Here is a 14,120-nt window from a genome sequence, read left to right as displayed (position 1 = left end):
AACCAGAACCAGAACGGCGCCGGCGGCGACGGGAAGGGGAGCAGCGGCAGCAGCAGCAGCGGCCATTACAGCTCGTCGAGCGACGGCTTCTCGTCCTCGTCGAGCGGATATTCGTCGTCGACCGGCGGGTTCAGCTCGAACGGGTCGTCGAGCACCAGCAGCACGGGCGGCATGGGCGGCTCGTCCTCGAGCTCCAGCTCGTCCAGTTCCTCGTCATCGTCCAGCTCGAGCTCGTCGGGCGGCTCCAGCGGGTCGAGCGGCAACCCGACCCCCGTACCCGCGCCGCCGATGATGCTGCTCTTCGGCGCCGCCGCGGCCGCGCTGGTCGCACGCAAGCGGCTGTCCAAGCCCACGGCCGTCGCCGCCTGAACCCTTCAGCAGGCGGCGTAGGCGGGCCCGCGCTCTCCCTTTGCGCGGGCCCGTTTCGCGTTTCGGCGAGGCGGTGCTTCGCCGATGACGGGTCAGGCGTTCATCAGCGCCTTTTCGATGTCGGGCACGGTGTGGCCCGTCAGGTCCTTGGCCAGTTCGCCCGCGATGCGGCGCTCCACTTCCTTGTGGTAGTGCTTGCGCAGCTGCCCCAGCGTCTTGGGCGGCGCGACCACCACCAGCTTGTCCAGCTTGTGCGCGAGCGCGCGCTTGTTGAGCATCTCGGCGGTCTCGATCGCGAAGCGGTCCTCCTCCTGCTGGTGGAAGTCGACCTCCTCCATCGTGCCGCGTGAGGGCGCGAACGCGCCGCCCTCGCCTCCGCCGTTCGGGCCGCCTCCGCCGCCGCCCCGTGCGACGTTGGGGGCGCCGCCGCCCATCTGAGTGCCCATCGCGCCGCCAGCCGTGTCCGTCTTCTGGTCGATGTCGCGCGGATTGGGCCGCTCCTGCGCCTCCTCCACGATCAGATTGGGGTACTCGCCGTCGCCGTCGTTGCGGAAGAACAGCGACTTGCGCCCGTCGCAGACCAGCACGAAGGCGTTGTGGGGAACCTGCATCTACTTACTCCTCTGGTTGCGGGTCGGCGTGGTGAACGCGGCGGGCGGGGCGACGGTTGCCTCGCCGGGCGGAGCCACGGTTGCCTCGCCGGGCGGAGCCACGGTTGCCTCTCGTAAGCTGCTTGGCCATGAGGGCCGCCATGCACGACATCCGCCTGATCCGGGACGACCCCGCCGCTTTCGACGCCGCGCTCGCGAAACGGGGGCTGGAGCCGCAGTCGCCGCACCTGCTCGGCCTGGACGAGCGCCGCCGCGCCTGCGTGGCTGAGGCGCAGGCCGCGCAGACCGACCGCAACGCGCTCTCCAAGGCGATCGGCCAAGCGAAAGCGGCTAAGGATGAGGATAAGGCGCAGGCGCTGATGGCGCAGGTCGCCGCGCTCAAGGAGGCGCTGCCCCGCCTCGAAGCGGAGGAGGCGCGGATCGGCGACGAGCTCGCGGGCGCGCTCGCCGCCATCCCCAACCTGCCCGCCCCCGACGTGCCGGAGGGTGCGGACGAGAACGACAACGCACTCGTGCACGAGCGCGGGACCAAGCGCGATTTCGCGTTCCAGCCCGCCGAGCACGACGCGATCGGCCCCGCGCTCGGCCTCGACTTCGAGACGGGCGTCGCCATCGCCGGCGCGCGCTTCACGCTGTTGCGCGGGGCCGCCGCGCGGCTGTCGCGCGCGCTGGGCCAGTTCATGCTCGACCGCCTCACCCGCGAGCACGGTTATGAGGAAGTCGCCCCGCCGCTGCTCGTCCGCGACGAGGCCGTGTTCGGCACCGGCCAGCTCCCCAAATTCGCCGACGACCTGTTCCGCACCACCGACGGCCGCTGGCTGATCCCGACCGCCGAGGTGTCGCTCACCAACATCGTCCGCGAGCGCATCCTCTCCGAAGGCGAGCTCCCGCTCCGCTTCGCCGCGCTCACCCCCTGCTTCCGCTCGGAGGCGGGCGCGGCGGGCCGCGACACGCGCGGCTTCATCCGCCAGCACCAGTTCGACAAGGTCGAGATGGTCTCGATCACGACGCCGGACGCCTCCGAAGCCGAGCACGAGCGCATGACGCGGTGCGCGGAGGGCGTGCTCGACGCGCTGGAGCTGCCCTACCGCCGCATGAAGCTCTGCGCCGGCGACATGGGCTTCACCGCCGCGCGCACCTACGACCTTGAGGTCTGGCTTCCCGGCCAGGGCACCTACCGGGAGATCAGCAGCTGCTCGACCTGCACCGACTTCCAGGCCCGCCGCATGAACGCGCGCTACCGGCCCGAGGGCGAGAAGGGCACGCGCTTCGTCCACACGCTCAACGGCTCCGGCCTCGCGGTCGGCCGCACGCTGGTGGCGGTGCTGGAGAACTACCAGCAGGAGGACGGCTCGGTCGCGGTACCGGCCGTGCTGCAGCCTTATCTCGGCGGGCTGAACCGGCTGGAGCCGAAATCGTGACCCGCCCCGTTACTCTCCTTTGTCATGCCGGACTTGTTCCGGCATCCATCGTTGTGCGAGCTAACCGGCCGGAGTGCGCGGACCACGATGGACCCCGGAACAAGTCCGGGGTGACGGGCTCTGTGGGTGCAGAGCCGTTCGGCTGATGCGCATCCTACTCACCAACGACGATGGCTACCACTCGCCCGGCCTCGCCGTCCTCGAACGCATCGCGCGCACGCTGTCCGACGACGTCTGGGTCGTTGCACCCGCCGAGGAGCAGTCGGGCACCGCCCGCGCGCTCACCATCACCAAGCCCGTGCGCGTCCGCCGCTTCGACGAACGCCGCTACGCCGTCGGCGGCACGCCGACCGACGCCGTCATGATGGCGCTCGCCAAGCTCGTGCAGCCCTGGCCCGACCTGATCCTGTCGGGCGTCAACCGCGGCGCGAACCTGGCGGAGGACGTCAGCTATTCCGGTACCGTGTCCGCCGCGATGGAGGGCGCATTCGCCGGCATCCGCTCGGTCGCGCTCAGCCAGCTCTACGCCGCCGCTGGACCCGGCGAGAACGTGTCCTTCGCCGCCGCGGAAGCCTGGGGCGAGCGCGTGCTGCGGCCCATCATGGCCGCCGACTGGGCGCCGCGCACCGTTGTCAACGTCAACTTCCCGCCCGTTGCGCCGGAAGAGGTACGAGGCGTGCGCGTCTGCCGGCAAGGCCTGCGCGACCACGGCCGGCTCAAGCTCGACCACCGCACCGACCCGCGCGGGTTCGATTATTACTGGCTCGCACTGCAGCGCATCCCCCACGACCCGGAACCCGGCACCGACCTGGAAGCCGTCATGCAGGGCCATGTCGCCGTCACCCCGCTCCATCTTGACCTGACGCACGAGCCGTCGCTTGCTGCGTTCCGGCGGGCGTTGGCGTAAGGGGTTTCGCATGCGGGGGCTGGTGTTGACGGGAACGGTGCTGCTCGGCGGCTGCATCCCGCAAGGCGTGCGGTCCGAGTACGCAGCGCGCCCGCCCGCCCCGGTCGCGCAAGCGGCCGAGCCGCCCGCGCGCGACTACCAACCGCGTCGCGCCGATGAGGACGTGGTCGCCCTTCCCGCCCCCCGCCCCGCCTGGGAGTCGCGCCTCGTCACCCCCGACGCGCGCACCGTCGAGGCGTCCACCTACGTCGTCCAGCCCGGCGACACGCTGCGCCGCATCGCCGACTCCACCGGCGCGGGGTCGGAGGCGATCGCGCGCGCCAACGGCCTGATCGCTCCCTACACGATCCGCGCGGGCCAGCGGCTCAGCATCCCTGCCGGCCGCTATCACCTCGTCCGCCCCGGCGAGACGGGCATCGCGATCGCCCGCGCCTATGGCGTGCCCTGGTCGCGCATCATCGAGGCGAACGCGCTCGCCGAGCCGTACGTGCTGCGCCTGGGCCAGCGCATCGACATCCCCGCGCCCGCCAGCCCGCGCTCCGTCGCCGCCGAGCGCGCCGCCGCGTTCCAGCTCAATATCGAGGACATCCTGACCGGCGGGGAGCCCGCGCTGGCGAGCAATCAGGCGCCCGCTAAGCCCGTCGCCAGCCCTAAGCGCGTGCTCCCCGCCACCGCCGCGGTCGTCGCCCCCGCCCGCCTCGCGAGCGGTTTCACTTGGCCCGTGGACGGCCGCGTCGTCGCGCGGTTCGGGCCGGGGGGGAGCGGGGTACGCAATAACGGCATCAAGATCGCCGTACCGGCAGACACGCCGATCAAGGCCGCCGCCGACGGCGTGGTCGCCTATGTCGGCAGCGGCATCGCGAACCTGGGCGGCATCGTCATCGTCCGCCACGGCGAGGGCTGGACGAGCGTCTACGGCCACGCGTCCAAGCTCCTCGTCCAGCGCGGCCAGAGCGTGAAGCGCGGGCAGCGGCTGGCGCTGTCGGGCGAGACGGGCAGCGCCGACCGGCCGGCCTTGCATTTCGAGCTGCGCAAGGGCCGTACGCCCGTCGACCCGCTCGCGCAGTTGCCGCGAACCTAATCTCCCTCTCCCCTCTGGGGAGAGGGCCGGGGAGAGGGGCAGTGCGCCAGCGTTTCGATGCTGCCCCTCTCCCGCCTCGCCACGCTCGGCTCCCGCATCAGGTAAACCGTCCCCCGGACGGTTTACCTGATGCGCCCCGGAGGGGAGAGGGAGGCTTGGCGGACAGTTCCGGTGGCTGCTACTCGCCCGCCATGACCTACAGCTCCGACCTCCTCCGCACGCTCGACGAGCGCGGCTACATCCACCAGCTCACCGACGCGGCGGCGCTCGACGCGCTGGCGGGCAACGAGGTCGTCCCCGGCTATATCGGCTTCGATCCGACCGCACCGTCGCTGCACGTGGGCTCGCTCGTCCAGATCATGCTGCTGCGCCGCCTCCAGCAGACCGGCCACAAGCCGATCGTCCTCATGGGCGGCGGCACGGGCAAGATCGGCGATCCCAGCTTCAAGGACGAGGCGCGCGCACTGATGGACGACGAGCGCATCGCCGCCAACGTCGCCTCCATCCGCCGTATCTTCGAACGCTTCCTCACCTTCGGCGACGGCCCGACCGACGCGGTTATGGTCGACAACGCCGACTGGCTCGACCGGCTCGAATACATCCCGTTCCTGCGCGAGGTCGGCCGGCACTTCTCGGTGAACCGGATGCTCAGCTTCGACTCGGTTCGGCTCCGCCTCGACCGCGAGCAGTCGCTGAGCTTCCTCGAATTCAACTACATGATCCTCCAGGCCTACGACTTTCGCGAGCTGTCGAGCCGGATGGGCTGCCGACTTCAGATGGGCGGTTCGGACCAGTGGGGGAACATCGTCAACGGCGTCGAGCTCACCCGCCGCATGGACGACAGGCAAGTGTTCGGCGTCACGACCCCGCTGCTCACCACCGCCGACGGTGCGAAGATGGGCAAGACCGTCTCCGGCGCGGTGTGGCTGCACGAGGATCAGCTACCGCACTTCGATTATTGGCAGTTCTGGCGCAACACGGCGGACGCGGACGTGGGCCGCTTCCTCCGGCTCTTCACCGACCTGCCCCTCCCCGAGATCGAGCGGCTTGAGGGCCTGCGCGGCGCGGAGATCAACGAGGCCAAGAAGGTGCTCGCGACCGAGGCCACCGCCATGTGCCGCGGCCGCGAGGCGGCCGAAGCGGCGGCCGAGACCGCGCGCCGTACCTTCGAGGAGGGTGCCGCGGGCGAGGCGCTGCCGACCTTCGCCGTGTCCGGCCCGGTCGGCATCGTCGATGCGCTCGTAGGCCTCGGCTTTGCCAAGTCTAAGGGCGAGGCGCGCCGCCTCGTCGCCGGCGGCGGCGCGCGCGTGGCGGGCGAGAAGATCGCCTCCGACGCCGCCGTGATCGAGGTCGGCGAGGAGCCGGTGCGCGTGTCGGCGGGCAAGAAGCATTACGGGTTGCTCGTTCGCGGTTAGCCGCGCGTAAACCACCCCTGTTGCGGGCGTCTTGAGGCGCGGCCCGCTACCGCCGCCCGGTCTCGAACAGGAGCGCCGAGTGGCGAGCAACCCAAGGCTGGTGGACGAACGCAGCGAACCTCGCGACGAGGTCCATTACCGCGCGCGCGCCTTCGGGCCCGACAACCGGCCGCTCAACCTCGTCGTGGTCAATATGTCCGCGCGCGGCATGATGGCGCGCTGCGAGACCGAGTACGCCGTCGGCGAGCGCGTGCGCGTGCACCTGCCCGTGGTGGGCCTGATCCAGGCGGAGATCCGCTGGTGCCTGGGCGGGCGGATGGGCTTCCAGCTGGACCGCACGATCGGGCTGGGCGACTATTACGGCCTGCTCGCGGCGATGGTGCGAGGGTGACCGCTCTCCCCCTCTCCCACTGGGAGAGGGGCAAGCCTGCGCAGCAGGCGCGGGGTGAGGGTGACGAGCGCACCGTCACTTGGTTCACCCTCACCCTTCCGCCGCCCTCCGGCCGGCTCCCTCCCTCTCCCGACGGGAGAGGGATGAGGTCATCCCGACCGCAGCAGCTGCACGCCCGCGTCGCGGTCGAACAGGTACAGCGCCACCCGCGCCGCCTGGCCGCGCTCGCCTTCCAGCCCGCCGTCGCGGTCGATCAGCAGCCGCGTGTCGTCGTGCGCGCATTCGAGCAGGTCGCCCAGCATCTCCGGCGGCGCGAGCTTGAACCCGACCTCGCCCGACTGGCGCGTGCCGAGCAGCTCGCCGCCGCCGCGCAGGCGCAGGTCCTCCTCGGCGATGCGGAAGCCGTCGTTCGTCTCCCGCATCAGCGCCAGCCTCGCGCGCGTCGTCTCGCTCATCGCAGAGCCGCGGATCAGCAGGCAGCGCGACAGCCCTCCGCCCCGCCCCACGCGTCCGCGCAGCTGGTGCAGCTGCGCCAGCCCGAACCGGTCCGCGGCCTCGATCACGATCAGCGTGGCGTTGGGCACGTCCACGCCCACCTCGATCACCGTGGTCGCGACGAGCACGCTCAAGCGCCCGCCCGCGAAGGCGGTCATCACCGCGTCCTTCTCCGCCGGCTTCATGCGCCCGTGGACCAGCCCGACGCGCTCGCCGAACCGCTCCTGCAGCGCCGCCGCGCGCGCCTCGGCGGCTGCGAGGTCGATCTTCTCGCTCTCCTCGACCAGCGGGCACACCCAGTAGGCCTGGCCGCCCTCGCTCATGTGCCGACCGAGCGCGTTCACCACCTCGTCCAGCCGGTCCTCCGAGATCACGCGCGTCTCGATCGGCTTGCGGCCGGGCGGCATCTCGTCGAGCTTGCTCACGTCCATCTCGCCATACTGCGCCAGCGTCAGCGTGCGCGGGATGGGCGTCGCCGTCATCGCCAGCAGGTGCGGCGTGGTGACGCCCTTGTTGGCGAGCATCAGCCGCTCGGCCACGCCGAACCGGTGCTGCTCGTCCACCACGACCAGCCCCAGATCCTTGTAGCCGACCGCTTCCTGGAAGATCGCGTGCGTGCCGACCAGGATGTCGATCGAGCCGTCCGCCAGCCCCATCAGCGTGGCCTCCCGCGCGCGGCCCTTGTCGCGGCCGGTGAGCGCGGCGACGTTCACGGGCAGCCCGGCGAGCGTCCGCTGGAGCGTGTCGAAATGCTGCCGCGCCAGGATCTCGGTGGGCGCGAGCATCGCCCCCTGCGCTCCCGCCTCGACCGCGATCAGCAGCGCGAGCGTCGCCACCAGCGTCTTGCCCGAGCCCACGTCGCCCTGCAGCAACCGGAGCATCGGCGCGGTCTGCACCAGGTCGCCCTCGATCTCCCGTACCGTGCGCGCCTGCGCCCCCGTCAGGGAGTAGGGCAGCTTGAGCATGTCCCGGAGCCGCCCGTCGCCGTTCAGCGCCCGGCCCTTCCGCCGCCGCGTGTCGGCGCGGACCAGCATCATCGCCAGCTGGTTCGCGAACACCTCGTCGTAACCCAGCCGCTCGCGCGCCTTCGCGTCCGCCGGGTCGGCGTGCACGCGCGCGACCGCGTCGTGCCAGTCGGGCCAGCCGCGCGCCGCCTTTAGTCCCGGCTCGATCCACTCCGGCAGGTCGGGCGCGCGCCCGATCGCCTGCCCCGCCAGCTGCGCCAGCCGCCGCGACGTGATCCCCTCCGACAAGGGATAGATCGCCTCGCGCTCGCGGAAGCCCTCTTCGCCCTCGATGTCGGGGTGGATGATCTGCAGCTCCTGGCCGTATTGCTCCAGCCGGCCTGAGATCCGCTTCGGCTCGCCGAGCGGGTAGAGCTTCTTCACATAACCGGAAGCGCCGCCGAAGAAGGTCAGGCTGACATAGTTGCCGCGCTTGTCGGTCGCGAGCACGCGGCTCGGCCCTCGTCCGTGGCTCAGCCAATAATCGACCGCGCGCACCGTGATCGCGATCGTGCGGCCCACGTCGCCCTGGTCTAGCTCCTCGCGCGGCCAGCGGTCGAGATGACCCGTCGGCAGGTGAAACAGCACGTCCTTGACGCGCTCCAGCCCCAGCCGCTCCAGCGGCTTGGCGAGCGCGGCGCCCACGCCCTTGAGGCTCGTCACCTCGGCGAACAACGGATTGAGGAGTGCGGGGCGCATAGCTATCTGCGTTCACGATATAGCCTCGCCGACGACGCCCGCCAGCGTCTGCCGGCTTTTCGTCGTCGGAGTGCAGCATGGACCACGAGACCCGCCTCAAGCGCCTGCGCTACCGCGCCTGGCACCGCGGCACCAAGGAGGCCGATCTGATGATCGGCGGCTTCTTCGACGTGCACCACGCCGACTGGACCGCGGCCGAGCTCGACTGGTTCGAGGCGCTGCTCGAGGAGCAGGACGTCGACATTATGGCCTGGGCGATCGGCGTGCAGCCCTGCCCGGACCGTTGGACCGGACCGATGATGGAGCGGATGCGTTCGATCACCTACGTGCCGGTGAGCCGATAATCCCTCTCCCCTCTGGGGAGAGGGGCGAAGCTGCGCAGCAGCAAGGGGAGAGGGGCAGTGCGAAGTTCCTGTCCCAGTCACTCTCCCTCTCCCCAACCGTCTCCCCGGAGGGGAGAGGGAGCTTAGGACTCGAATGCCCGACCTGAAGACCATCCTCACCGCCCGCGCACCCCTCACACTCGCGGGCGTCCCCACCGGCTTCCAGCCCCAACTCCTCGCCGACCTCGCGCGGGCGGCCCCGAGCCGCGCCGTGTTCGTCGCCCCCGACGAGGCCGCGATGCGCGCCGTCGTCCAGTGCGCGCCCTTCTTCGCGCCCGACCTGGAGGTGCTGAGCTTCCCCGCCTGGGACTGCCTCCCCTATGACCGCGCATCGCCGTCGTTGCGCGTTATGGCCGAGCGCATCGCTACGCTCCATCGCCTTCAGGCCAAGAGCGACAAGCCCCAGCTCGTCCTCACCACCGCCAACGCCGCCACGCAGCGCGTCCTCACGCCCTTCCGCATCCGCCAGCTCGTGGCGCGCTTAGCGCCCGGCGAGCGGATCGACCGCGACCGCCTGGCGAGCATTCTCCAGGCGAACGGATACGTCCGCACCGACACCGTCCACGATCACGGCGAGTACGCGGTGCGCGGCGGCATCGTCGACCTGTTCCCGTCCGGCGAGGAACAGGCGCTCCGCCTCGACTTCTTCGGCGACGAGATCGAGTCGGTGCGCACCTTCTCGCCCGAGGACCAGCGCACTACGGGTCGCGTCGACGGCTTCGTCCTCCTCCCCGCTTCCGAGGCGCTGCTCGACGAGGAGTCGATCAAGCGCTTCCGCTCGCATTACCGCGAACGCTTCGGCGCGACCGCGACGGGCGACCCGCTCTACCAGGCCGTATCCGACGGCCGCCGCCTGGCCGGCATGGAGCACTGGCTCCCGCTGTTCGAGGACCGGCTGGAGACGCTGTTCGACCATCTCGGCCCCGACGCGGTGATCGTCCGCGACGCAGGGGTCGAGGGCGCGGCGGAGGGCCGCTTCGAGGCCGTTGCCGACTATTACGAGAACCGAAAGCGCGCCGAGGCCGCCCAGCCCGGCAGCTACCGCCCGCTGCCGGCCAAAGCGCTCTACCTGGACAGCCAGGAATGGGCGCAGCGCCTGGCCGACCACCGCGTCCACCTGACGACCGCGTTCCACGAGCCCGAGTCGGCGGCCGTGCTAGACTTCGGCGTCGACAACGCCCGCGACTTCGCGCCCGAGCGCTCGGGCGGCGCGAACGTGTACGAGGCGGTTGTCCAGCACCTCGACCGCCTGCGCCGCGACGGTCGCAAGCCGGTCCTCGCCAGCTACTCGGCGGGCGCGCGCGAGCGCTTGTCTGGCCTGCTCAAGGATCACGGCCTGACCGGCGCGCGCCCCGCCGAGATATGGCAGGACGCGCTGGGCGCGGCGCAGACCGGCGTCGCGCTGGTCGTGCTACCCCTCGACCACGGCTTCACCGCGCCCGGCGTGGCGGTCTTGACCGAGCAGGACATGCTCGGCGACCGCCTGATCCGCCGGACCAAGCGCAAGAAATCCGCCGACGCGTTCCTCGCCGAGCTCGCCACGCTCTCGCCCGGCGACCTCGTCGTCCACACCGACCACGGCATCGGCCGCTATGTCGGCCTGACCTCGATCCCCGTCGGCCAGTCGCCGCACGACTGCGTCGCGCTGGAGTACGCGGGGGGCGACAAGCTGTTCGTCCCTGTCGAGAATATCGACGTCCTCTCCCGCTACGGCTCGGGCGAGGAGGGCGCGGCGCTCGACCGGCTCGGCGGCGAGGCGTGGCAGCGGCGCAAGTCCAGGATGAAGGAGCGCATCCGCGAGATCGCGGGCGAGCTCATCGCCACCGCCGCCGAACGCGCGCTCCAGCCAGGCGACGTGCTCGAGCCCGATCCGTCCGGCTATCCCAGCTTCGTCGACCGCTTCCCCTATGAGGAGACGGAGGACCAGGACAGGGCCATCGGCGACGTGCTGGAGGACTTGGCCGCCGGCAAGCCGATGGACCGGCTCGTCGTCGGCGACGTCGGCTTCGGCAAGACGGAGGTCGCGCTCCGCGCCGCGTTCGTGGCGGCGATGGCGGGCAAGCAGGTGGCGATCGTCTGCCCCACGACGCTCCTCGCGCGCCAGCACTACAACAACTTCAAGGCGCGCTTCGAAGGCTTCCCGATCGAGGTCGGCCGCCTGTCGCGCCTCGTCACCGCCAACGAGGCCAAGAAGACGCGCGACGGCCTGTCGGAGGGCACGATCGACGTCGTCGTCGGCACCCACGCCGTCCTCGCCAAGGGCGTGTCGTTCAAGCGCTTAGGGCTGGTCGTGGTCGATGAGGAGCAGCGTTTCGGCGTCACGCACAAGGAGCGGCTGAAGGCGATGCGCGCCGACGTGCACATGCTCACCCTCACCGCCACGCCCATCCCGCGCACGCTGCAGATGGCGATGTCCGGCATCCGCGAACTGTCGGTCATCCAGACCCCGCCCGTCGACCGCCTCGCGGTGCGCACCTACGTCATGCCCTGGGATCCCGTCGTGCTGCGCGAGGCGCTGCTGCGCGAGCATTATCGCGGCGGCCAGAGCTTCCTCGTCACGCCGCGCATCGCCGACCTGCCCGACCTTGAGGAGTTCCTGCGCAAGGAGGTGCCGGAGATCCGCTACGTCGTCGCGCACGGCCAGATGTCGCCGACCGAGGTCGAGGAGCGCATGTCCGCTTTCTACGACCGCAAGTTCGAGGTGCTCGTCTCGACCACCATCGTCGAGAGCGGCCTCGACATCCCGTCCGCCAACACGATGATCGTCAACCGCGCCGACCGCTTCGGCCTGGCCCAGCTCTACCAGCTCCGCGGCCGCGTCGGCCGGTCCAAGACGCGCGCCTACGCCTACATGGTCACCCCGCCCGAACGGCAGATCACCGAGACCGCGGACAAGCGCCTGAAGGTCCTTTCCGACCTCGACTCGCTCGGCGCCGGCTTCCAGCTCGCCAGCCACGATCTCGACATCCGCGGCGCGGGCAACCTGCTCGGCGACGAGCAGTCCGGCCACATCAAGGAGGTCGGCTACGAGCTCTACCAGTCGATGCTGGAGGAGGCGATCCTCGAAGCCAAGGCGGGCGGGCTCGCGCGTCGGCAGCCAACCGACTTCTCGCCCCAGATCACGGTCGATGCGCCGATCCTCATTCCGGAGGACTACGTCCCAGACCTCGACCTCCGCATGGGCCTCTACCGCCGCCTCAACGACCTAGGCGAGGCGCGCGAGGTGGAGGCGCTGGCGGCCGAGATGATCGACCGCTTCGGCCCGCTGCCCCCCGCGACCGAGAACCTGATCCGCGTCATCGAGATCAAGCTCAACGCGAAGAAGGCGTGCGTGTCGAAGATCGACGTCGGCCCCAAGGGCGTGCTCATCGCCTTCCACGGCGACGGCCCGCCCAACCCGGCCGGCGTCATGGCCTATGTCGACCGCTTAGGCGGCATCGCCAAGCTCCGCCCCGACTCGAAGCTCGTCGTCACCCGCGCATGGGGCGACCCGAAGGCCCGCCTCAACGGCGCGTTGCAGATCAGCAAAGGCCTGGCGAAGGCGGCCGCCTAACCCAAATTCCTCCCCCGCTAACAGCGGGGGAGGGGGACCAGCCGCAGGCTGGTGGAGGGGGAACAACGGGATGCGGCATCGCCCCGTACCCCCACCACCATGCCCTACGGGCGCGGTCCCCCTCCCCCGCATCTGCGATGCGGGGGAGGAACTTAGCTTGAGACCAACCCGACCAACTCCCCCACCGACACCGCCCCGGCGCACAGGAACCCCTGGTACAGCTCGCACCCGTGCGCCGCGAGGAGGTCGCGCTGCGCCTCCGTCTCCACCCCCTCCGCGACGACGTGCAGCCCCAGCGAGCGCGCCAGCGCGAGCACGCCCTGCGCCACCACCCGCTCGCGCCCGTCGCGCTCGACGCCCCTCACCAGCGCCTTGTCGACCTTGAGGTAGTCGAGCGGCAGCGCGTTGAGGTATGCCAGGCTCGAATAGCCCGTTCCGAAATCGTCGATCGCCGTCCGGCACCCCGCCTCGCGCAACCGCCCCAGCAGCGCCCCCGCGCGGTCCAGGTCCGCGATCAGCCCCGTTTCCGTCACCTCCACGGTCAGCCGCGCCCGCGGGAACCCGGCCTCCTCCACCCGGGCGAGCAGGCGGTCGGCGAAGTCGGCGCCCGCGAGGTCCTCCGCGGTCACGTTGATCGACAGCCGCAGCGCGTCGAGCGCCGCCGGCCAGCGCGCCGCCTCCCGCAACGCCACGCCCTGCACATGCTCCGACAGCGCAGCCGCGAGCCCCGCGCGCTCCGCGGCCATGAACAAGGCGTCCGCCCCGACCGTGCCCCGTTTCGGATGCTCCCAGCGCGCCAGCGCCTCGACCCCGACGATGCGCCCGCTCGCGATCTCGACCTGCGGCTGGAACAGCACGCCGATCTGCCCGCCGCCGATCGCGTGGTGCAGCTCGACCGCCAGCTCCTCGATCGCGCCTCCCTCCTCCGCCGGCCCGAGCGCGTCGCCCGCCCGGCGGAGCAGCGCGCCCGCGTCCTCGCCGGGCCGCGACGACGCCGCGCCCACGCGCGCGCCGACCAGCGCGCGCCCGAACGGCCGGGTCAGCGCGTCTGCGATCCGGGCGCTCAGCGCCTCCCCGCTCGCCCGCGCGCCGTCGCCCGCCAGCAGGAACTCAGGCCCCGACCCGCGCGCCACCATCGCCTCGCCCGCGAACAGCTCGTCCGCCACGCTGCGCAGCCGTTCCGCGGCCTCGTCCAGGATCAGGTCGCCCGCCGCGCGCCCGTGCGCGCTATTGACCAGGTCGAAGCTCGCCAGCGCCGCGCGCGCGGCGACCACGGGGCGTCCCGCCGCCAGCCGTCCCGCCGCCCAGCGCCGCACCGCGTCGCCGACCGCGGCGACCGCGACCGGATCGCCACGCCGCCTGCCGAGCGACGGCGTCCCCCGCCGCCCCAGCCGCTCCGCGAACCGCTCGGCGAAACGGATCGCGTGCACGAACTCGCCCTCGCCCGCCGGGCTCAACAGGAAATGCGTCGCACCCGCCTCGTGCACCGACCCGATCGCCCCCGCGTCCCTGTGCGACACCAGCGCGAGCAGCGCCGCGCCCGCCCGCTCGACCTCCGGCGCGAGCGCGCGCATCGCGTCCAGCCCGTCGGCGAACGACCCGCGCGCATCGACCACCGCCACCGACGCGCCGCTGTCCGCGAACGCGCCCGGCTCCAGCCGGCGCGCGCCGACGACGGCCCACCCCGCGCCGCTCGTGAGCTGCAGGAGCTCGTCGAGCTGCCGGAACGACAGCACGTACAACGGCGCTGCCCGCACCTCCGATTGTTTCTCCCCGCCCACGCGCCGGGTC

Annotated in this window: 11 protein-coding genes; 7 read left to right on the top strand and 4 right to left on the bottom strand. The window is 71.6% G+C overall.

Going from position 1 to position 14,120, the window contains the following annotated elements:
* Positions 1-65: 65 nt before the first annotated feature.
* Positions 66-335 carry a hypothetical protein gene (locus CKY28_RS01865; RefSeq protein ID WP_141243828.1) on the bottom strand — a complete coding sequence of 90 codons (270 nt, stop codon included), beginning with the start codon at positions 333-335 and terminating at the stop codon, positions 66-68.
* Positions 336-461: 126 nt separating this feature from the next.
* Positions 462-980: a host attachment family protein gene (locus CKY28_RS01860; protein WP_095996624.1), complete on the bottom strand. Its 519-nt coding sequence runs from the start codon at positions 978-980 to the stop codon at positions 462-464.
* Positions 981-1,120: 140 nt separating this feature from the next.
* Between CKY28_RS01860 and serS the strand changes: the two genes are divergently transcribed.
* From serS to CKY28_RS01835, 5 genes are all read left to right on the top strand, one after another.
* Entirely contained in the window at positions 1,121-2,401 is a 1,281-nt protein-coding gene (serS, locus tag CKY28_RS01855; protein WP_095996623.1) for a serine--tRNA ligase, read from the top strand.
* Between the two features lie 145 nt (positions 2,402-2,546).
* The gene (surE, locus tag CKY28_RS01850; RefSeq protein ID WP_095996622.1) at positions 2,547-3,308 is read left to right on the top strand and encodes a 5'/3'-nucleotidase SurE; all 762 of its coding nucleotides are present in this window, start codon (positions 2,547-2,549) and stop codon (positions 3,306-3,308) included.
* Positions 3,309-3,318: 10 nt separating this feature from the next.
* On the top strand, positions 3,319-4,389 hold the full coding sequence (locus CKY28_RS01845; RefSeq protein ID WP_095996621.1) for a M23 family metallopeptidase: 1,071 nt from the start codon (positions 3,319-3,321) through the stop codon (positions 4,387-4,389).
* Between the two features lie 191 nt (positions 4,390-4,580).
* Positions 4,581-5,804 (top strand): tyrosine--tRNA ligase, encoded by a 1,224-nt coding sequence (gene tyrS, locus CKY28_RS01840; RefSeq protein WP_095996620.1) that lies wholly within the window; start codon positions 4,581-4,583, stop codon positions 5,802-5,804.
* 79 nt (positions 5,805-5,883) lie between these two features.
* On the top strand, positions 5,884-6,195 hold the full coding sequence (locus tag CKY28_RS01835; RefSeq protein WP_095996619.1) for a PilZ domain-containing protein: 312 nt from the start codon (positions 5,884-5,886) through the stop codon (positions 6,193-6,195).
* A 149-nt stretch (positions 6,196-6,344) separates the two neighbouring features.
* Here the strand turns inward: CKY28_RS01835 and recG are convergent, their stop codons facing one another.
* Entirely contained in the window at positions 6,345-8,393 is a 2,049-nt protein-coding gene (recG, locus tag CKY28_RS01830) for an ATP-dependent DNA helicase RecG (RefSeq protein WP_095996618.1), read from the bottom strand.
* Between the two features lie 77 nt (positions 8,394-8,470).
* Between recG and CKY28_RS01825 the strand changes: the two genes are divergently transcribed.
* Positions 8,471-8,737: an FAD assembly factor SdhE gene (locus tag CKY28_RS01825; RefSeq protein ID WP_095996617.1), complete on the top strand. Its 267-nt coding sequence runs from the start codon at positions 8,471-8,473 to the stop codon at positions 8,735-8,737.
* A gap of 133 nt (positions 8,738-8,870) precedes the next feature.
* On the top strand, positions 8,871-12,329 hold the full coding sequence (gene mfd / locus CKY28_RS01820; protein WP_095996616.1) for a transcription-repair coupling factor: 3,459 nt from the start codon (positions 8,871-8,873) through the stop codon (positions 12,327-12,329).
* A 152-nt stretch (positions 12,330-12,481) separates the two neighbouring features.
* On the opposite strand, the gene CKY28_RS01815 is transcribed toward mfd, so the two are convergent.
* On the bottom strand, positions 12,482-14,110 hold the full coding sequence (locus tag CKY28_RS01815; RefSeq protein WP_245841498.1) for a GGDEF domain-containing phosphodiesterase: 1,629 nt from the start codon (positions 14,108-14,110) through the stop codon (positions 12,482-12,484).
* Positions 14,111-14,120: the final 10 nt, after the last annotated feature.

This window comes from Sphingomonas lenta (assembly GCF_002288825.1).
In the GTDB taxonomy this organism is placed as follows: Bacteria; Pseudomonadota; Alphaproteobacteria; order Sphingomonadales; family Sphingomonadaceae; genus Sphingomonas; species Sphingomonas lenta.
Note: the sequence above shows the minus strand (reverse complement) of the source record. Positions and strands in the feature narration are given on the sequence as shown.